Source organism: Adhaeribacter arboris, from assembly GCF_003023845.1.
Taxonomy (GTDB): Bacteria; Bacteroidota; Bacteroidia; order Cytophagales; family Hymenobacteraceae; genus Adhaeribacter; species Adhaeribacter arboris.
The window spans coordinates 974,853-994,315 of sequence record NZ_PYFT01000001.1; the positions used below are offsets into that span (position 1 = coordinate 974,853).

At 42.4% G+C, this 19,463-nt stretch carries 16 protein-coding genes; 11 read left to right on the forward strand and 5 right to left on the reverse strand.

Annotated features, from left to right (window positions below):
* Positions 1 to 42 precede the first annotated feature (42 nt).
* The 6 genes from AHMF7605_RS04165 to AHMF7605_RS04190 all read left to right on the forward strand — a co-directional run bounded on the left by AHMF7605_RS04165 (position 43) and on the right by AHMF7605_RS04190 (position 5,604).
* On the forward strand, positions 43 to 756 hold the full coding sequence (locus AHMF7605_RS04165) for a sulfotransferase-like domain-containing protein (RefSeq protein WP_106926729.1): 714 nt from the start codon (positions 43 to 45) through the stop codon (positions 754 to 756).
* Positions 757 to 758: 2 nt separating this feature from the next.
* Positions 759 to 1,661, forward strand: a complete 903-nt coding sequence (locus tag AHMF7605_RS04170) for an aminotransferase class IV (protein WP_106926731.1) — start codon at positions 759 to 761, stop codon at positions 1,659 to 1,661.
* A gap of 204 nt (positions 1,662 to 1,865) precedes the next feature.
* A complete protein-coding gene (locus AHMF7605_RS04175; protein WP_106926733.1) occupies positions 1,866 to 2,573 on the forward strand; it encodes an orotidine 5'-phosphate decarboxylase / HUMPS family protein in 708 nt (235 codons plus the stop codon).
* Between the two features lie 158 nt (positions 2,574 to 2,731).
* Positions 2,732 to 3,757, forward strand: a complete 1,026-nt coding sequence (locus tag AHMF7605_RS04180; RefSeq protein WP_106926734.1) for a zinc-binding dehydrogenase — start codon at positions 2,732 to 2,734, stop codon at positions 3,755 to 3,757.
* Between the two features lie 2 nt (positions 3,758 to 3,759).
* The gene (locus tag AHMF7605_RS04185) at positions 3,760 to 4,575 is read left to right on the forward strand and encodes an SDR family NAD(P)-dependent oxidoreductase (protein ID WP_106926737.1); all 816 of its coding nucleotides are present in this window, start codon (positions 3,760 to 3,762) and stop codon (positions 4,573 to 4,575) included.
* 135 nt (positions 4,576 to 4,710) lie between these two features.
* Positions 4,711 to 5,604: a sugar phosphate isomerase/epimerase family protein gene (locus tag AHMF7605_RS04190; protein WP_106926739.1), complete on the forward strand. Its 894-nt coding sequence runs from the start codon at positions 4,711 to 4,713 to the stop codon at positions 5,602 to 5,604.
* 475 nt (positions 5,605 to 6,079) lie between these two features.
* Here the strand turns inward: AHMF7605_RS04190 and AHMF7605_RS04200 are convergent, their stop codons facing one another.
* Complete coding sequence (locus AHMF7605_RS04200; RefSeq protein WP_106926743.1) at positions 6,080 to 7,201, reverse strand: acyltransferase family protein; 1,122 nt, start codon at positions 7,199 to 7,201, stop codon at positions 6,080 to 6,082.
* A gap of 323 nt (positions 7,202 to 7,524) precedes the next feature.
* Between AHMF7605_RS04200 and AHMF7605_RS04205 the strand changes: the two genes are divergently transcribed.
* The 4 genes from AHMF7605_RS04205 to AHMF7605_RS04220 all read left to right on the forward strand — a co-directional run bounded on the left by AHMF7605_RS04205 (position 7,525) and on the right by AHMF7605_RS04220 (position 11,304).
* Positions 7,525 to 8,589: an oxidoreductase gene (locus AHMF7605_RS04205; protein ID WP_106926745.1), complete on the forward strand. Its 1,065-nt coding sequence runs from the start codon at positions 7,525 to 7,527 to the stop codon at positions 8,587 to 8,589.
* A gap of 241 nt (positions 8,590 to 8,830) precedes the next feature.
* On the forward strand, positions 8,831 to 9,598 hold the full coding sequence (gene map / locus AHMF7605_RS04210) for a type I methionyl aminopeptidase (protein ID WP_106926747.1): 768 nt from the start codon (positions 8,831 to 8,833) through the stop codon (positions 9,596 to 9,598).
* A 331-nt stretch (positions 9,599 to 9,929) separates the two neighbouring features.
* Positions 9,930 to 10,583: a DUF1801 domain-containing protein gene (locus tag AHMF7605_RS30900; RefSeq protein WP_106926749.1), complete on the forward strand. Its 654-nt coding sequence runs from the start codon at positions 9,930 to 9,932 to the stop codon at positions 10,581 to 10,583.
* A 130-nt stretch (positions 10,584 to 10,713) separates the two neighbouring features.
* Positions 10,714 to 11,304 carry a hypothetical protein gene (locus AHMF7605_RS04220; RefSeq protein ID WP_106926751.1) on the forward strand — a complete coding sequence of 197 codons (591 nt, stop codon included), beginning with the start codon at positions 10,714 to 10,716 and terminating at the stop codon, positions 11,302 to 11,304.
* Between the two features lie 64 nt (positions 11,305 to 11,368).
* Here the strand turns inward: AHMF7605_RS04220 and AHMF7605_RS04225 are convergent, their stop codons facing one another.
* The 3 genes from AHMF7605_RS04225 to AHMF7605_RS04235 all read right to left on the reverse strand — a co-directional run bounded on the left by AHMF7605_RS04225 (position 11,369) and on the right by AHMF7605_RS04235 (position 14,552).
* Positions 11,369 to 12,283, reverse strand: coding sequence for a sugar phosphate isomerase/epimerase family protein (locus tag AHMF7605_RS04225; protein ID WP_106926753.1), 915 nt, complete (start codon positions 12,281 to 12,283; stop codon positions 11,369 to 11,371).
* An 84-nt stretch (positions 12,284 to 12,367) separates the two neighbouring features.
* The gene (locus AHMF7605_RS04230; protein WP_106926755.1) at positions 12,368 to 13,102 is read right to left on the reverse strand and encodes a YqjF family protein; all 735 of its coding nucleotides are present in this window, start codon (positions 13,100 to 13,102) and stop codon (positions 12,368 to 12,370) included.
* Between the two features lie 28 nt (positions 13,103 to 13,130).
* Positions 13,131 to 14,552: a Gfo/Idh/MocA family protein gene (locus tag AHMF7605_RS04235; RefSeq protein ID WP_106926757.1), complete on the reverse strand. Its 1,422-nt coding sequence runs from the start codon at positions 14,550 to 14,552 to the stop codon at positions 13,131 to 13,133.
* 333 nt (positions 14,553 to 14,885) lie between these two features.
* Here AHMF7605_RS04235 and AHMF7605_RS04240 point away from each other — a divergent pair, with 333 nt between their 5' ends.
* Positions 14,886 to 16,334: a Gfo/Idh/MocA family protein gene (locus AHMF7605_RS04240; RefSeq protein ID WP_106926759.1), complete on the forward strand. Its 1,449-nt coding sequence runs from the start codon at positions 14,886 to 14,888 to the stop codon at positions 16,332 to 16,334.
* Positions 16,335 to 16,338: 4 nt separating this feature from the next.
* Here the strand turns inward: AHMF7605_RS04240 and AHMF7605_RS04245 are convergent, their stop codons facing one another.
* Positions 16,339 to 19,311 (reverse strand): AsmA-like C-terminal region-containing protein, encoded by a 2,973-nt coding sequence (locus AHMF7605_RS04245; RefSeq protein ID WP_106926761.1) that lies wholly within the window; start codon positions 19,309 to 19,311, stop codon positions 16,339 to 16,341.
* Between the last annotated feature and the right edge of the window lie 152 nt (positions 19,312 to 19,463).

Here is a 19,463-nt window from a genome sequence, read left to right on the forward strand (position 1 = left end):
TTATTTTCGTTTCCAGTTTCATTTTAAATCTAAATAAAATGTATGGTAATTCATTTAATTTCCGGACCCCGTAATATTTCTACGGCCTTGATGTATTCATTTGCTCAACGAGGAGATATGAAAGTAATGGATGAACCGTTTTATGCTTTTTACCTGATTTTAACCGGTTTAGAACATCCCGGCAAAGATGAAATTTTAAAAACTTTAGAACCCGATCCGAAAAAAGTATTTACCCAGATAAAAAGTTTAGAACAAAAACACGGCAACGTATTTATCAAAAATATGGGGCATCACCTGCAAGGCTTTGATTATAGCTCTATCGTGTTATTTCAAAATGTGTTTCTCATCCGCGACCCCGGCCAAATGCTTTTATCGTACGCCAAAGTAAGAGAACAGCCTACTTTAAACGACATTGGTTTAAAGCAACAAGCCGAGCTTTTTGCCTGGTTACAAGCCGAAGGACAACAACCAATCGTTCTAGATGGCAACGAACTCCGGAAAAACCCAAGTGTTATTTTAGAAAAATTGTGCGAGCAATTAGGCTTACCATTTACCAAGGCTATGCTTTCCTGGCCGGCTGGCCCTCGGGCAGAAGATGGTTGCTGGGCTCCTTACTGGTACACCCAGGTACATCAGTCCACTAATTTTATGCCGCCCGAACCAGATACTACTTCATTACCAAACTATTTGCTCCACACGTACGAAGAAGCTTTACCTTATTATACTACCTTAAAAAATTACGCCCTTAAAGCCTGATTATGCTGCAACAATACGATCCCCGGAATGCTGAAATAAAAGTTTGGGTCAATGGTTTATGTTCCCGGCAAGATGCCCGCGTTTCCGTTTTTGATAGTGCGGTGCAAGGCGGCGATGCGGTTTGGGAAGGAATCCGGATATACCACGGTTATGCTTTTATGCTGGAGCAGCACATAGACCGCTTACAGGAATCGGCCCATGCTTTAGCATTTGCCCACGTGCCCACCAGGGAGGAAATCAAAGAAGCAGTATTTGCTACCTTACAAGCCAACAGAATGAAGGATAACGCGCACATCCGGTTAACGCTAACCCGCGGCGAAAAAATAACGTCGGGCATGGATCCCCGGTTAAACCAAAAAGGTTGCACCTTAATTGTACTAGCCGAACACAAACCACCGGTTTATGATAATTCTGCCGGAATACGGTTAATTACCAGCGGTATCCGGCGCAACAATCCGCAGTTTTTGGATTCTAAAATTCACCATAACAATTTACTAAATAATATTTTAGCCAAAATTGAAGCCAACGTAGCCGGAGCCGACGATGCTTTAATGCTGGATGGACAAGGTTTTGTGGCTGAAACCAATGCTACAAATTTATTTATGGTAAAAAAAGGCATTTTGTATACTCCACTGCCAGATGCTTGTTTACCCGGTATAACCCGTAAATTGGTGCTGGAAATGGCGGCAGAATTAAAAATACCTGCCATGGAAAAAAACGTATCTCTTACCGAATTTTACAATGCCGATGAGGTATTTGCCACCGGAACCATGGGGGAACTAACGCCCGTGCAAGAGATTGATGGCCGCAAAATTTTAAACCGCAGCCAATCTGAGGTTTTAAACAAATTGAAGCAGCATTTTACGACTAAGATTGAAGTATACGGTGTTAAACTTCCTTTTTAAAATAATTACGGGAGATGCTTTAAAAAGTAAATTTAATCTGATAAAATCTGTTTGTTTTTCTTCTTATATCTGAGTAACCTAAAACTTTAGTTTCTATTTTCTGGGTAATTATTCATTAAATTTCCTATTTTACCCGTCTTTTATTTGTGCTCACCTGCTTGCGCGGGTTTTTGAAAGTTTTTGTACGTTTTTCACGCTGCGCTCATGAAACCTATTGTACAAATCTCCCTTGACCTTACTAATATGGAAGAAGCTCTCCAAACGGCCGCTCTAGCCCGACGGGCCGGAGTAGATTGGTTAGAGGCAGGCACTCCCTTAATTTTAGCCGAAGGATTACACGGGGTGCGGCAATTAGCGCAAAATTTTCCGGGAGTTCCTATAGTTGCCGATTTAAAAACCATGGACGGTGGTTACCTGGAAGTAGAAATGATGGCAAAAGCGGGCGCTACCCACGTAGTGGTAATGGCGAGGGCGCACGAAGAAACCATTAAATGCGTGGTAAAAGCCGGTCGTGATTTCGGAGTTAAAGTAATGGGCGATAATATGGTTTGTCCCGATATGGTGGCAGGAGCCAAGTGGCTGGAAGATTTAGGTTGCGATTACGTCATTCATCACATTGGATACGACGAAAGGCGGGGAATTGCGGCTCAAGGCAGATTAATGCCTAGTCCATTGGACCAGTTGCGGGAAGTAGTGCAAGCCGTTTCTATTCCGGTACAAGCAGTAGGTGGCTTATCCCTGGAACAAGCCATTCGTTGTCCGGAATACGGCGCTCCTTTGGTAGTACTCGGTGCGCCTTTAACCATTGACGCAGATGCCTTTAAAACGGCTGATGGCGATCTGGAAAGCTCTCTACGACTAATTTGTGATAAAATCCACGCCTACGGTGACGTTCCGGTAGGTAGAATTTAAATTGGAAGTTGCAAGTTGCAGGTTACAAGTTAGAGAAGTTGAAATTTGTAGATTTTAGCTTCTATACGCAGCTACTATTTTACTTATTTTAAAATACTTTTTAATTTTCTAACCTGCAACTTCTTACCTAAAACCTAAAACTTACTACTAAAATAAATATGAAATCTGCTGCTGTTGTAAATTTTGCGCCGGAGAAAGGATCGGTGGAAGTACGGGAAATTGCCGAACCTACCATTGGGGAGGAAGATGTATTGCTGGAGGTAGCCAACGTAGGGGTTTGCGGTTCCGATTTGCACCAGTGGACCGCCGATCATTCCTGGCCGGTCAATTACCCGGTAGTATTGGGGCACGAGTTTGGTGGACATATCGCCGCTTTGGGTAGTAAAGTAGTAGGCTGGCAAGAAGGAGATCGAGTTGTAAGTGAAACAGCAGCGGTGATTGATCCGAACAATCCCATGAGCCGGAGCGGTTTGTATAATCTCGATCCTACCCGGAAAGGCTTTGGTTACGGCGTAAACGGGGCCATGACCCGTTTTGTGCGAGTACCCGCCCGCTGCTTACACAAAGTACCCGATAAATTAGCCTTTGAAGAAGCCTGTTTAACCGAACCTTGCTGCGTAGCCTTTAACGCCTTAGTAGAAAATTCCCGGATAAAACCAGGCGACCGGGTTATTGTGCTCGGACCCGGTACCATTGGTATTTTGTGCGCGGCAGTAGCCAAGCTTTGCGGAGCCGAAGTAGCGCTGGTGGGTTTAGAAGCCGATCGGCACCGGTTACATATTGGGGCACAATACGGTTGCGAAGCTATTGTGGGAGATGCGACCCCTTGGGCCCAGGAACGCGATGGTTTAGGCGCAGATTGCGTGATTGATGCCGCCGGCGTGAGCGCTACCTTAAAAATGGCTTTACAATTGGTGCGTCCGAATGGGCACATAGCCAAAGTAGGGTGGGGTCCGCAACCTTTAAATTTTTCGCTCGATCCTTTGGTGCAGAAAAATGTAACCCTACAGGGAAGTTTCAGCCATAATTGGCCCGTGTGGGAACGAGTTATTGCTTTACTGGCCAGCGGACAATTAAACGTGAAGCCTATTATTGGCGGGGTGTGGCCTATTACCGAATGGCACGAAGCTTTTGATAAGATGCACCGCGGAGAAGTAGTAAAAAGTGTGCTAAAACCAGTTTAACCATGCGGCTGCAAAACAAAGTAATAATTGTTACGGGCAGTTGTACGGGCATTGGCAAAGCTATTGCCGAACGCTGCGTGGCCGAAGGTGCCCAGGTAATTATTCACGGTTTAGAAAAAGAATTAGGGGAGGAGGTGGTAGAGCGTTTGGGCTCCTGTAATGCCACTTTGCACATTGAAGACCTGACTTCTCCTGGCGCTTCGCAACGATTAGTAAACCTTGCCCTGGAAGTTTTTGGCCGGCTGGATGCCATTGTTAATAATGCCGCTTGGGTTATCAGCTCCAACATTCATACAACCGACGAAGCTTTTTTACGCCGGGTTTTAGAAATAAATACCATAGCGCCGTTCGCCTTAATTAAAGCCGCTTTGCCGCACTTAAGCCAGGTTAGAGGTTGCGTGCTGAACATTGGTTCGGTAAATGCCTACAGCGGCGAGCCTAATTTAATGGCTTACAGTGTCTCCAAAGGGGCACTTATGACATTAACGCGCAATTTAGGGGATACGCTACATCGGGAAAACGGGGTGCGGGTGAACCAGATTAATCCGGGATGGGTACTTACCGAAAACGAAGCGCAACGCAAACACGAACAAGGCCTACCAGAAGATTGGTACACCGAAATACCATCGGTATTTGCTCCGGCCGGTCGGATTTTGTGGCCGTCTGAGATGGCCGCGGCGGCCGTTTACTGGTTAGCCGACGAAAGCGGCCCCATTAGCGGACAGGTAGTAGATTTAGAGCAACATCCCTTTATTGGCCGTAACCCACCAAAAGATACTTCCACTATTCCCAATTCGGTTAGAGAAGAAAGTAAGTAAAATGCACATAACTAACTTAAAAACTTTAGCTTAAGTACTTCGACGAACTTAGTTTAAACTATCATTTATACTAAGTTATTAATTATCAATAATTTACTAATCGATCAACAAACAACTAATAACTAATAACCACTCATGCCCCAATTAGCTGCTTTCCCGAAAGCTTTTATGCAAGCGCTTTGCCAGGACGGCACCATGCGCGTTTCCGAATGGATTGAACTTGCCGTAAAATTAGACATTGATGGCTTGGAGTGGTACGCGGGTTTTCTGGAAATGGCCGATGAATGTAACTGGTCCCGTTTCCGGCAGCAGGTAGAAGATCATGGTAAGGTAATTCCCATGCTCTGCTGCTCCCCGGATTTTACGCATCCGGATGTAGCCTTTCGGCAGAAAGAAATGGCGAAGCAGAAGAACTGGATCGATATGGCTCATACCCTGGGCTGCTCGTATTGCCGGGTACTTTCGGGGCAAAGGCGGCCGGAGGTAAGTATGCAGGAAGGAATCAATTTAGCGGCGGAGAGCATAGCCGCTTGTTTACCCTACGCTCAGGAACGAGGGATTACTTTAATTTTGGAAAATCATTATAAGGACGACTTTTGGGAGTATCCGGAGTTTGCCCAGAAAATGGATGTATTCTGGGCTTTAGTGCAGCAAGTCCAACATCCTAATTTCGGGGTAAATTACGACCCCAGTAATGCTTATCTGGCCGGTGATGATCCATTGGAGTTGCTCCGGTTAGTAGCCAAAAGGGTAGTTACCATGCACGCCAGCGATCGTTATTTAATGGAAGGCACCTTAGAAGATTTACGGAAGGAAGAAGGTGGTTCCGCTGGATACGCTAAACGTTTACGCCACGGCGAAATCGGTAAAGGTTTAAACGACTACGATGCTATTTTTTCCGAATTAAAAAAAGTAGGATTTAATGGCTGGATCAGCATCGAAGATGGGGTAGAAGGAATGGAACAACTGGAACGCAGCGTAACTTTCCTCCGCCGCAAAATGGCGGAATACTGGCCGGCGGATAAATAACAAATTCTTTAAATGGCGAGATTTAATCTAAAATTAAGCTTAGGATGGAACTTTCGACATCCTCTTACTTTGATTTATAATTGGAGGCATTAACCAATGGTAATACTGTAATTGAAAAATTGTTAGGTCAACAGAATTAAAAATTTTTCTATACGCTATGACTCTCGGTTCTTTACTCTCTTATATAGGCCATATGCAATCATAATAGAGCCCGTTAAATTACCTAAGAGCCATAATTCCAATAAGGCAACACTTGCATGACCAAAATCTAAGTAAATACCTATAACTCGCAAGAACTGATGTGTTTTATTTACTAATTCAATGATTAAATAAATACTAAAGAAATAAGCTGGAATTAGCATTAAAAACCAACCTTTATTTACAATTTGTATAAATTTAAAAGTATAAAAAGAACTTATTAAAATCACTGCATAAGCAGATGATAAAACAAATAATTGTTTCCTTATAACTGCTCCTAAACTCTTATATATACCTTTCTTTTATCTAACAAATACCCGACAAACCAGCAAATTAACATAAAACTTAAGGCAAATAAAAGCGAGCCCATGTAACCGCCAAATGGGGAGAATACTGTTTGATAGATGGCTTCGTACAAACTTCCTTCCCCGCTTCGGAAAAAGTATAACAGAATGGCCAAAACTTCAGAAAGCAGGTAAATAAACAGCGGGTTGCGGCCAAAAACTTCGAAAAAATACGTCCATCGGATTTTATGTCGCAAATCAATTACGTACACCAACATCGCCAATAATATACAATCAATGGCAACGGTAAGAACCACGAATGAACTCGTCCATAATTTTTTATTAACCGGAAAAGTTAAATTCCAGGCGTAAGCGATAAATAAAAGCAAACAGCCTGTTAAAAGAAGTTTCGCCAACGCTTCAAACGTTTTGCCTTGCTTTTGTAAGAAAAAGCCGGCGGCGTATCCGGCGGTTACGTTGGCTATGGCCGGTAAAGTACTTAATAAGCCTTCCGGGTCAAAAGGTACTCCTTCGCCCATGTATAAATGCGAGGGGCCAATCAGCCAATTATCTAACTTTAAAACCGCGTTGCCGTGCAAGGTTAATTGGGCGCCGGGTTCTCCAAAAATTAACAGTAAAGCCCAGTATACGAAAAGTCCGATAATGGAAACGAGTAAAGCTTTTCTCCATTGCAAGTAGTAGACTAAAAGCGCTGCTATCCCAAAGGCTAAAGCTATTCGTTGCAAAACCCCGAAAATACGGGTGTTTTCTATGGGATTGCCAACTAAATGTCCTTGTTCATAATGCACAAAAGGAAACCAGTACATAAGGTAACCCAGCATGAAAATGATAAATACTCGCTTTAGAATTTTACTAACTACCTGGCCTTGCGTCATGGTGCGGTAACGCTGCATCACAAAACTTAAAGCATTGCCTACCGCAAAAAGGAAAGAAGGAAATACTAAATCGGTGGGGGTGAAACCGTGCCACTTGGCGTGCAGCAAAGGACTAAAAGTAGTAGCCCCATTCCCGGGAGTATTCACAATAATCATAAAACAAACCGTCATTCCCCGGAAAACATCCAGGGCGGTAAATCGTTGGGTAGATAGGGCCATATTTTTCTTTACTGGTATAGGTGCGTCAAGAATGAAATCAATTAAGCGGAATAAGCCAGAAGTAAAAAGACCATTTTATAAGTGAAGGAAGCCTTTATACCTAATCATTTTTATATATGGAATGTTTCTTCCGGCGCACTCAATATAGTAAATTTATATAGTATGCCAACCAGTACTTAATTTTAACTTTTAGAAGAAATAAAAGACACTTACTAGTTTAATCCATTAAGACTAGAAGATATCAAATTCGTTTCTTTTTAGATTTAAGTTAGTAGTTTTACTCGCATAAAAAATTCCACTTTTAAAACCAATCCAGATTAATTATGGCCAAAGAAATAAAAGTTGGTTTAATCGGTTACGGCATGGCCGGTCAGGTATTTCACGCGCCTATTATTACGGCCGTACCGGGTTTGCAACTCGTTAAAATCAGGGAGACTAAACTAGATAATATCCGACTGGCGCAAACCCGCTATCCCAACGCGGAAATTGTTCCTGATTCCGAGGCTATCATTTCTGACGAGAAAATTGACCTGGTTGTTATTGCAACGCCGAACAATTCGCATTATCCGCTCGCCGAAAAAGCCTTATTGGCGGGCAAACACGTGGTGGTAGACAAACCTTTTACCATTACCGCAGAAGAAGCCGATAAATTAATTAATCTGGCGACCAGCCAAAATAAATTATTAACGGTACATCATAACCGGCGCTGGGACAGCAATGCCAAAACCATCCGGAAGATTATAGCCCAACAAATGCTCGGTCGCTTGGTAGAGCTGGAAGTTCATTTTGATAGGTACCGGCCTTTTTTTAGAACGGGTGCCTGGCGCGAAGAAAATACGCCGGGTTCCGGCATTCTGTACGATTTAGGCGCCCACCTGATCGACGAAGCGCAGTGTTTGTTTGGCTTACCGGAATTTATTATCGCTGATGAACGCATTCAGCGAACCAACGGCAAAACCATTGATAGCTTCACCGTAATATTGGATTACCCACAACTGAAAGTAACCTTAAAAGCCGGTATGCTGGTGCGCCAACCCGGACCCGTTCATGTGTTGCACGGGGAAAACGGCAGCTACGTAAAATACGGCATGGATGTGCAGGAAGCCGCTTTAAAAGAAGGATTACACCCACTACATACCCCTAACTGGGGAAAAGAACCGGAAGCCAATTGGGGAACCATTAATACCGAGTACCAGGGGCAACATGTAATAGGTAAAATAGAAAGTGAACCAGGCGATTACCGGGAATTTTACGTAAATGTTTACCAAACTCTTTGTGGGGAAGCTAAATTAGCCGTTACGGCCGAACAAGCCCGCCAAACCATCCGGATGATTGAACTAGCCCGCCAAAGCAGCGCTGAGAAACGGACTATTCCTTTTAGTAAATAGTAGAAAAAGCATTTGTCCGGATTTACTAATTTAAAATATTTGCAAGAAAGTAGAAAGTTTTAAGCTGTTCGTCTTTAACTTACTCTACCTATTTTACAATAACCAAAACTTGTATTTCCTTCTAATTAAATACTGTAGACCTCAAATAGAATTAATTTAAAGTATTTTACCAGTTTATTTGCTGATTTTTTGATGCTTAAAATTCAACAACGAACAACTAATAACCAATAACTACTGATTTATGTCGATCTCCAAAGAATCTGAATTGGTTGGGATGCAAAATGCCAGCGAAGCCGTGGCGTTTATCTTAAAAGAAATGAGAAATTACACCCAACCGGGTAGGACAACGAAACAAATTGATGAATACGGCGGCCAGATTTTAAAGGACTTAGGAGCAAAATCGGCACCCCGTTTAACGTATAACTTTCCGGGTTGGACCTGTATTAGCCTGAATAACGAAATTGCCCACGGTATTCCTTCAAATCAGAAAATTGTGAAAGAAGGAGATTTGATTAACATTGATGTATCTGCGGAGCTAAATGGTTTTTGGTCCGACAATGGGGGATCATTTGTTTTGGGCGAGGACATTCACCAGCATCAACCCTTAATTCAAGCTTCTAAAGAAATTTTGCGGAAAGCTATTTTTGCCATTAAAGGGGGCGTGCGAATTTCCGAAATTGGTTACTTAATAGAAAACGAAGCCAAAAAAGCAGGATATAAAGTTATTCAAAATTTAACCGGCCACGGCGTTGGGCGCAGCCTGCACGAAGAACCCCACGAAATTGCGAATTACCGGGATACGTATAATTTTAAGCGATTTAAGAAAAACTCGGTAGTAGCGGTAGAAACGTTTATTTCCACGGCCTCTACCCAAGCCGTTACCCAAAAAGACGGCTGGACTTTAATCGGTAACAAAGGCGGTTTTGTGGCGCAACACGAACATACCCTTGTAATTACGGATGGCAAACCCATTATCCTTACCGAAATGAATCAGATTTGGGAAGAATAAGAGTTGATAACGGCTGAAAAGCTAAATTACCCTTTAAAATTTTCTTACCCGTTCAGATATCAAAAGCATTAGTTAAAAAATACTTTATAATGTGTTTGTTGAAAGTTTACATGAAAATTAGCTAGCCTTTCTAGGCGCTTAATTTGCTTTTATTTATAACTTCAAACAATTTCTAATGAGTCATTCAGTAGAAATTGTTTGAGCTGCTTAGCCAAATAATTTTTTTGCGGTTAAATAGTAAATCTAGCTTAAAACAGTACATGAATTAAATTATTGTTAAGTAGTAATTGCTAGATTATTTTTAATCAGAATACCTTATAATTTTACTTTCATGAAGCCCCAATCCATGAACAATTCTGCGAACATCGACCAGTACATTCAAGATTTTCCCCCGGAAATCCAGGAGAGATTGCAACAGCTTCGGACAACCATTAGAGAAATAACCCCCGAAGCAGAAGAAAAAATCAGTTACGGCATTCCTACCTTTTATTTGCAGGGTAATCTGGTGCATTTCGGCGCTTATAAAAACCACATTGGCTTTTATCCGGCACCTTCCGGTATTCAAGCTTTTCAGGAAGAATTAGCAACATACGAAGGTGGTAAAGGCACCATAAAATTTCCTTTGAATAAACCCCTTCCTGTTGATTTAATTAAGAAGATAGTAGCCTATCGGGTGGAGAAAAACCTGGAGAAAGCTACTTCTAAGAAAAATTTAAGAACTTGCCGCAACGGGCACAAATACTATAAAAGCAGCGATGGCCCCACTTGCCCAATTTGTGAACAAGAACGTAAACCGCAAGATGATTTTCTTTCCTTGTTAGTTGCACCCGCCCGCAGAGCTTTGGAAAATAAAGGTATCACCAACATTCAAGAACTCTCAAAATATTCCGAAGAGGAAGTTTTAAAATTACATGGGTTTGGTCCAAGTTCCTTACCTAAACTCCGGCAGGTTTTAGCGGACAACAAACTTTCGTTTAGGCAATAAATAAACTTTGTTTCACACTAAAAAAGTAAACAAATTCCTCAGCAATTCCCTACTTGAAGCGCATCAATTTGATAAAGAAAATTTTTAAATACTTATCGAAAAATACATGTACCATCTAAAATTTAGAAAAATGAGATTACCTAATCCTGCCTTAGAAGTTAATTGGCTAATAAACTCGCTTTCTTTTATAAAAAAGCATTTCGTAATTATAATAGCCTTAGGGCTAATTGCCGCTTTTGGCCGGGTTATTCAACTTGGTGGATTTGGTAAAATACCCACTTGGTTACACCTTGTTTTAGAAGTCATAATTGAAGGAACACGACTTTTGTTGTTTGTTTACGTGCTTGGTTTGGCAAACCTGAAAGCCGGATTATTAAAAATCAAACAGGTACTAACGCAGAAAAATAATCGTCATCAACTTTTAAACGCAGCTTGGCGAAAAGCGAAGAAGCAATGGTTAGCTATTTGGTTAAATTTTATTTGTTTCTTGCTAATAGCGGCTTGTATCAATTATTTAATTGAGCTATTAGCTTACGAAACCTGTCTTTTACTCTCTCTAAAGCAAGGTGGTATTTTAACCAACACCTCCTCCGAATGGACAATTATGCTGTTTTTCAAAAATTTATCGGTCATTCCATTTACGCTGGTATTCGAAGCCATCTTTTTATTATGGCTTACCGATAAACTACAAAATTCGCATCCCGGAAAAGTAATTGGTTAAGGGAATGAAGTTACTATACTTATAAAGAGAAAGCCTTCCCGATTTAGAGAAGGCTTTCTCTTTATTATTGGAAGCCCCACTTTTTAACCATCGCTAAATCTTCTTTCACGCAAACCAACGGATCTTTGCCCTGATAGGATTCCTGTTCAATGATAAACTGAGTAGTGCCGCCCATTTTTCGGCCTAATTTCATAATTTCTTCCACCGGAATAACCCCCATCGTTAAAATGGTACTTTCGTAACCACCCATTTCACCTTTTTCACTTTTAATTTCATCTTTTACGTGCATGGATTCAAAGCGGCCCGGGTAGCGCTTCATAATATCTAAGGCCCGGCCACCGGCCCCGTACATATTTCCTATATCTAATTGTTGCGCCACCAATTTTGAATCTGTGTTTTGCAGAATAATATCGAATAAAGTTTTATTATTTAGTTTAGAAGAAAATTCAAAATCGTGGTTATGGTAGCCGAATTTTACCCCCGCTTTTTTACAAAGCTCGCCGCATTTGTTAAACCCATCCAAGAAACGCATTAAGCCATCCGCATCTTGCCGTAAGCTCTCATCCATCCACGGGCTGATCACGTATTGCTGACCAACGGTTGCGGCATCATCCACGGTTTTTTTCCATTCATCGGTAAATTCTTTGGTGGCAGCGTCGTAATGTTGTTTGCCCAAAACCGAATGGCCACTCGGCATTTTCATCCCTAAATCATTCAGAATCTTTTTAAATTCATCCGGCGCATAACCGTAAAATTTACCGTTGGTATAACCAGCGTGCTCCACGTTTTTATAGCCTATTTTAGCTATTTGCTGCAAGGTTTCCAATGGATTGGCTTTCATTTGGTCCCGCACCGAATACAATTGAATACCTACAATTTCTTTCGGGTTTTTGGCGGCAAAAAGCTGTTTACTCCAGAGAGCGGAACCAGCTAAAGCAACGGCGCTGGTTTTAATAAATGTTCTGCGGGATGTTTTCATAAAAGACAGGCATTTTTAAGTGAAATAAAGAATTTTGGTTTTATTAATGGCTCTTTGATAAGGATTACATTAGTACAGTACATTTCATTTTGCGTAAGCTCGGGCGTTAATTTTTATTTCTAATTTCTTCTCCACCGATATTTCAGAACCTTCCGCCAGCATCACCGATGTTGGTTGATAGTCCGTTAAGAATTTAAATTTAGCACCATAAACAAGAGCAAAATCTACTTCTAATTTGTAATCTATAATTGCGTATTGTACCCATTTGGGATGCTTTACTTCGTACTCATTGCTTTGTTGCTGATTTACGTGCGCGTAACCCCAGTAATGTTCGGTAATAAATTCAGCCTCGCTACCCACCGGAATGAAACTAGCTATTTTCTCTGCTTTTATATGAATTTCTTGCCACTTAGAACTCTTTTTCCAACGGTATTTTACTTCCCTATCAACTTCATTCTCTTGCCAACTATGCTGCATGGGCATGGTTTCATATTTTTCGTTGTAAAAAGTACTGGCCACGAAAGTAATGGCTGGTTTAGGTACAATTTCTTTTAAGAAAACTACTCCCCGCCGCCAACCATCGGGTACCTTTCTTTTCACGTAAAACCGCAGATTTACCTCTTCAAAATTTACGTGAAACGAAATCTTAAATCCTAGCACACGAGTATTCACAAACCGAAGACCGACTAGGCTTATATAACATTTATTTTCGTAGAAATCCAGTTCGGTTCCAAAAGGAACAAATTCTTGCAAAACGGAGGGATCTATTACGTAATTGATGAAAGCTAACTTCCGCCATTCTGCTCTTAAAAAACTCATGTTTGTTTCCCGATAGTTGAATTAAGGATTAGGTTTTAGATTTTTTACCTTCTTTCACTACTTTCATGTTCACCGGATCCCAGTTGATTATCTTTTTCTCGAAATAACTGTCGTTGCAAGCCAAGCTGGGAGCCGCCGCCCGGAAGCCAAACGCGGCATCTTCTACAATAGGTTTGTTGTTCCGTACGGCTTCATAAAAATTGGTAACGTGGGCTAAATGCATATCGGTGCCGCCGGGGGTTTGATAGACAAAGGAAGTTTTAAGGCCCGGGCTCTGATCCTCGGGCGAATATTTTTGATTATACTGCTGCCTAATTTTATCTTGCATAGCCTGCGGATACGTTTGCAAGGCGTCCCAGCCGCCAAGCCCCGGCGCTTTGTTCATTTTATTATGGCGTACGGTAACCGAATTACCGCCAATTTCCATTACTCCTTCGCTGCCTACAAACCGGGAAGTACCCGATTCGCCCATGCCGCTCACAAAATTAACCCGCAACATAACTTCGAAAGCCGGGTGTTCGGCCGTTTGCGGATACTCCATGATAGCGGTCATTACATCGGGCACATCGCGCCCATCTTTCCAGTAAGTTAAGCCACCCGTCGAGAATATTTTAGTGGGTCCTTTTGAATCGAGTACCGTATGAATAGTAGATAATAAATGCACGAATAAGTCGCCGGCCATACCGGTTCCAAAATCGCGGTAGTTGCGCCACCAGAAAAACTTTTTCGGATCATAAGGCATTTTCCCCATCCCGGCAATGTAACGTTCCCAGTCTACGGTTTCCGGCGAAGCATCCAAAGGCATGGTATATTGCCAGGCTCCCAAGGCGCTCTGGCGATCGGTGGCCGCTTCAATAACGGTTAGTTGCCCAATTTCTCCGGCTTTATAATATTCGCGGGCTTTCTGCACCGATAAACCACTTACCCACTGGCTGCCGATTTGCAAAGGTTTACCCGTACGTCGTTGGGCTTCAATTACCGGTAATCCTTCGCTAATTTTTTGCACCATGGGCTTTTCGCAGTAAACGGCTTTCCCTTTATTTAAGGCATCAATGGTCATGCGGGCGTGCCAGTTATCACTTGGGGCGATAATAACGGCATCAATATCGCTACGTTCTAAAATTTCGCGGTAATCGCGGGTGGTCATCAAGTTAGCGCCGAATAATTCTTTAGACCGTTCTAACCGGCCGGTATATAAATCGCAGGCGGCCACCAATTCTACCCCCGGCACCTGTAAGGAGGAGCGGACATCGTTAAAGCCCATTATGCCCATGCCAATGCAAGCAATGCGGATGCGGTCGTTGGCCGCTATTTTTTTATCGGCCGCCAAAATTCGCTGTTCTACTAAATCTTTTTGCTCGGCTAATGCCGGTATAGAGCCACCTGCCAGAAGTAAAGAAGAAGCTCCCAATTGCTGAATAAACTTTCGACGCGAAGAAGATATTGCCATGGTTAATACGATTTTTTAGGTATTTGGTAAAAAGATTCGAGAGCTAGTTTTAATTAAACTCTTCACAGGCTTTAAATGCCTAATATAAGAAGATATTTAACATGAAATTAAGAATATTTGGGCTTAATCTAAATTTAGAATGGCAGAAGGAAGTACAAAATGAAAGACTCAGAAAAAGCAAGTCTGCTTTCGAATACGCGGGTAAATTTTTTATCTTATAAAAACAGTAGCCGCGTATTTTAGAAATTTTCCTTTACCATTTAGTTAAATAAGTGTACATTATAACGTTGCTATTATCTATACTATAACCAAGCTTATCTCATCCAGAACTTTATGGCTGCTGCACCGCAAGAAACTAATTTAAACCGCCGTTCTTTTCTAAAATCCGGCTCTCTGGCCGTAGCCAGTTTTATTATTGTACCCCGCTATGTTTTGGGCGGGCCGGGTTATATTGCCCCCAGCGATAAGTTAAATATTGCTTCGGTGGGAGTAGGAGGCAAAGGTTTGGTTGACTTGGAACGCTCCTTCAATAATGGCAGCGATAACATAGTTGCTTTGTGTGATGTAGATGCCCGCCAAGCTCAGGAAGCTCGCTTGAAATGGCCACAAGCCAGGTTTTACCACGATTACCGCCGGCTGCTTACCCGCCCCGAAGTAAAAGATATTGATGCCGTAATTGTAAGTACACCCGACCACATGCACGCGCCCATTGCTATGGCAGCCATGCAATTAGGCAAACACGTTTACGTGGAGAAACCGCTTACCCACGATATTTACGAAGCCCGTATGTTAACGCAAGCCGCTAAACGCTACCAAGTAGTAACGCAAATGGGTAACCAGGGCAGCAGCGGCAATGATACCCGCACCATTGAAACCTGGATTCAGCAAGGTTTGATTGGCGAGGTGCATACGGTTCATACCTGGACGAACCGGCCGGTTTGGCCGCAAGGTATTCCTACTCCTAAGCAAGTCATGCCCGTGCCCAGTACCGTAGATTGGAATTTATGGTTGGGTACGGCTCCGGTTCGGCCTTACCACGAAGCGTACATGCCTTTCCGGTGGCGGGGTTGGTGGGATTTTGGTACCGGCGCTTTAGGCGATATGGCTTGCCACATTATGGATGTTCCCTTCCGGGCCTTAAAATTAAATTACCCGGAATCAGTGGAATGCAGTGTAGGGTCGGTTTACGTTGATTTTTTTGAAGAAGCTCATTTTGCCGATAGTTGTCCGCCTTCTTCGGTTATTTATTTTAAATTTCCGGCCCGCGATAACTTACCGGCCGTAGATTTTAGTTGGTCCGACGGGGGCATTTTACCGAAACGACCCGAAGAATTATTACCTAATGAAACCATGGGAGATAAAGATGGCGGAATGATCTTTATTGGTACTAAAGGCAAAATAACCGGAGGTATGTGGGGTAAAAACCCAACGCTACTGCCCACTTCCCGAATGCAAGATACCAATTTACCCCCGGTTACGGTGCCTATGGTGGAAGGCGGACCGGAAGGTCATCAGCAGCAATGGGTAAAAGCCTGCAAACAAGGACACGGGGCTTATACTAGTTCGCCCTTTGAGGTGGCCGGACCTTTAACCGAAACAATTTTAATGGGCAACCTGGCGGTACGCAGCTATAGTTACCAACAACCTACCGCCGATGGCAAAGATTACATAAATCCCGGCCGCAAAAAATTACTCTGGGACGGCCAAAATATGAAGATTACTAATTTTGATATTGCCAACCAATTTGTAAAAAGAAACTACCGGGAAGGGTATAGCTTGTAAAATATTACTGGTTAGTTGCTCCATGGGTAGATACTCCCTTTTCACGATTCAAGGTAAATAAAGTATCAATCCGGTGCTGCTGCAAAATATTGTTAAATTCTTCCCGTAAGGCCTTGTTATTGGCGGCCCGGTCTTTACGGTTGGTAAGTCTTACTTTGTATTTCTCCTGTTCCCGGGTTAAAAGTAAGTGTTGCATATTCCCGTTATCATCCGTTTTAGTTGAATCATCCTGGATTTTCTCGATGCGCTTTTTATTATTGCCGAACAAAACATTTAAAACGTTTATATCCATATTTAAGTTAGCGCCGCCGCCCATAATGTATCGGCCGCTTAATTCAAAATCGGTTAAGTTGCTGTTCATGCTCAGTCGGGGAGTAATAAACTGATTGTTCTCCAGGATAAATTTCGTGGTAACATCATCAAAATACAAATGCTCGGTGCGTTGCTTACGCAAAAAACGTAAGGCATTCTGAATGGGAGCCACCTCAATCAATTCCATATCCCGAAAAGTAGCATTCGCGTACGCCACGGTTCTATCCAGCGACGGAGAGAATGTTTTATCTAAATGGGTAACGAACGAAACATGGCATTCTACTTTCCCTTTTACATTTTCGCTCTTCAACACATCCATATTCATTTGATTTGCTACCACAAACACCTGTTGCAGATCAATTCCGGTTATTTTTGCCTGAATGCGCATGGGATAGGTTCCACCCGGATTTCGTAACAACATGCTACCGTGGCTGTTTATTTGGCCGTTGAAAGCTTGCAGACTCAGTTCCGTTAAATTTGCCTCCTCTTTATTAATATTGGCCCGCAGAATTAAGTTAGAACCTTTTAAATATTCGTATTGAACGCGCTTGGCGCTGGCATTTAATTGCAGCCAAAAACTATTTTCCCGGATAGCGGCCCGGCGGCGGCGTTGGGTCCTCGTTAAAGGCTGATTTGATTTTGGCGCTAAATCCTTTAATTCGGCAATATGTTGCATAAAGGTTTGCAGGTTCAAATAATCGTATTGCAAATTAACTTTTAAATAAGGAACCTGAATACCCGCCTTGGTTAATTTAAAACCGCCGGAAGCCGTGGCTTTTCCTTCGTCCGGCGTAACAAAATGCATGTTGGTAAGCGTTACCCGCTGCCCCAATTGGTTTACCTGGAATCGCAACTGCCGTAGCGCTTCTTTCCCGGATAAATTTAAGGTACCCACCCGAACGTTTAGCTGCGAGCTGGCAACGTTTAATAAAGATAAAAGTACCCGGTTCACCTGACCTGCGGAGGATGCTGGTTTTACGGGTTTAATTTTTGCACGCAAGCCGGTTAATACATAAGGTTTGGAGGTAGGAGTGAACGATACCTGTTTTTTAATTTCAGAGTTGGTATTCGTAGAATTATTTGCGTATAAATTTCCTTGCACCCAATCAGAATGTAATTTTTCCGCTCTAAAATCTACCTTGGCTTTTAATTTTCCGGGTTGACCGAACAGATACGGTAAATAGTTTTGGATAGCCGCTTCTATTTGAAAAGGATGGCCGTCTATAAGGCCGCCAACATTTTGAAGTCGAAGGTCTTTATCCGAAAATTTAAAGTTGCCATTCACGTTGCGCCACATTACGGAGAACCCGGCCGGCTGAAAAACAGCTTTTTGTAATTTAATATCACCCTGGCCAAAAATGGTGGGCGTACTTCTGCGCAGCGAGTCGGGAAATACGCCACTCAATTTTAAATTTCCCGCAATTAAACCTTGTTTAGCTTGGGTTAAAGGCAAAGGAAGCAATTGAGTTAAAGTAGTTAAATCAATCTGGCCGTTTCCCTGGAAGGTAAAAGCTGGTTGCGTAAAATTTTTAAGGCTGAGTTGCATTTGAATAAAGCCAGTTCCCAGGTGGGCCCGAATGTTGGATAGCGTTAATGCACTGGTTTCAGGTAAGTGTTTAGGTCCGTTATCGAGCCTGCCCACCAACGATACGCCGGTTAATAAACTTTTATTATCGGGTAAATATATCTGTCCGTTTTTCAATTGAAATTGGATCGTACTGCGAGGGCGCAAACGTGGACCACTTATACCATTAAACCTGCAAATTAAATAAACCCGGCTGTTAGATTTCATTTTCGCCAAAGTTGGTAGCGCAGTGGGGGGCATAATTTGCCGGAAAATAGGCAATACCGGCTGATACCCCGAGACGGTAATATTTAATTGGGCGCCTTCGCCGGAGGGTAAACGGGTATGCGATCCTTTTATTTGTAAAACACTATTATTTACCAGCGCTTTTGCTTGCTGAAAAGTACCTTGCTTCGTTTTTAAATTAAAAGCATATCCGGCCTCTAAACGAAAAGTTTGATTCTGAAATAGTCGCCGCCGGTTAGACCCAAAATAGTTGATTTTCCCCAGCAAGTTTCCATTCACTTCCAGTTGTTGTTCGCCTCTTTTTACCCTTAAATCAGTCTGATCGATTTGCAGAGAAAGCGCCGTTCTTTTAAATAAATTTTCGCTGATAAACCGGCCATTTGTAATGCTTAGTTTTTTTATTCTGAAAAGTAATTTCCGGCCAGTGGTATCTACGTTTTGAACCTGACGGAAACGCAAGCCAATTTTATTACCATTTTGGTCGATTCGTTGGTGAAAAACAAAATCTTCTAAGTTTATCCGGGATATGCGGATATTACGCCAACTAAATTGCACCAGAGGTATTACAACTTCGGCCTGTTTTATGGCTAACACTTGTAAAGGAGCCGGGCCGCTGGTATCGACTAAAGCAACGTTTTCAAACGTAAAAGTTAATCCCGGAAAGTGCTTCCAAGCCGAGAAAGAGGTAGTGAACGATTGTAAAGCTAAATCGGACTTTTGGCTGAATTGTGTACGGAAAAATTGCTCGGCTTTATTCGAATAAATTCGGGCCAGGATTTCAAAGGCAATACTTACCAAAACGGCCAGCAGCAGAACAATAAGGAAAGCTTTTCTATAATTTATATGTAGGCGCATGGTGTAAGGGTGCCGCTTTAAGGCGTTAACGGCAAGCAGTTTCAGTATTTTCTAATTCTTATAAACTTATATAAATAAATAAAGTTGAGTTTTCACCTCAGAACTTCAAAGAAGGGTGAAAACCTTACCGCCAGCGAGAGGTAAATGCGAAT

Bases quoted from the DNA above. Each gene is read 5' to 3' on its own strand.
- AHMF7605_RS04225 (WP_106926753.1), bottom strand. From the start codon at position 12,283: ATGAAAACATCCCGCAGAACATTTATTAAAACCAGCGCCGTTGCTTTA.
- AHMF7605_RS04245 (WP_106926761.1), bottom strand. From the start codon at position 19,311: ATGCGCCTACATATAAATTATAGAAAAGCTTTCCTTATTGTTCTGCTG.
- AHMF7605_RS04230 (WP_106926755.1), bottom strand. From the start codon at position 13,102: ATGAGTTTTTTAAGAGCAGAATGGCGGAAGTTAGCTTTCATCAATTAC.
- AHMF7605_RS04175 (WP_106926733.1), top strand. From the start codon at position 1,866: ATGAAACCTATTGTACAAATCTCCCTTGACCTTACTAATATGGAAGAA.
- AHMF7605_RS04235 (WP_106926757.1), bottom strand. From the start codon at position 14,552: ATGGCAATATCTTCTTCGCGTCGAAAGTTTATTCAGCAATTGGGAGCT.
- AHMF7605_RS30900 (WP_106926749.1), top strand. From the start codon at position 9,930: ATGAAGCCCCAATCCATGAACAATTCTGCGAACATCGACCAGTACATT.
- AHMF7605_RS04180 (WP_106926734.1), top strand. From the start codon at position 2,732: ATGAAATCTGCTGCTGTTGTAAATTTTGCGCCGGAGAAAGGATCGGTG.
- AHMF7605_RS04240 (WP_106926759.1), top strand. From the start codon at position 14,886: ATGGCTGCTGCACCGCAAGAAACTAATTTAAACCGCCGTTCTTTTCTA.
- AHMF7605_RS04200 (WP_106926743.1), bottom strand. From the start codon at position 7,201: ATGGCCCTATCTACCCAACGATTTACCGCCCTGGATGTTTTCCGGGGA.
- AHMF7605_RS04190 (WP_106926739.1), top strand. From the start codon at position 4,711: ATGCCCCAATTAGCTGCTTTCCCGAAAGCTTTTATGCAAGCGCTTTGC.
- map (WP_106926747.1), top strand. From the start codon at position 8,831: ATGTCGATCTCCAAAGAATCTGAATTGGTTGGGATGCAAAATGCCAGC.
- AHMF7605_RS04170 (WP_106926731.1), top strand. From the start codon at position 759: ATGCTGCAACAATACGATCCCCGGAATGCTGAAATAAAAGTTTGGGTC.
- AHMF7605_RS04165 (WP_106926729.1), top strand. From the start codon at position 43: ATGGTAATTCATTTAATTTCCGGACCCCGTAATATTTCTACGGCCTTG.
- AHMF7605_RS04220 (WP_106926751.1), top strand. From the start codon at position 10,714: ATGAGATTACCTAATCCTGCCTTAGAAGTTAATTGGCTAATAAACTCG.
- AHMF7605_RS04205 (WP_106926745.1), top strand. From the start codon at position 7,525: ATGGCCAAAGAAATAAAAGTTGGTTTAATCGGTTACGGCATGGCCGGT.
- AHMF7605_RS04185 (WP_106926737.1), top strand. From the start codon at position 3,760: ATGCGGCTGCAAAACAAAGTAATAATTGTTACGGGCAGTTGTACGGGC.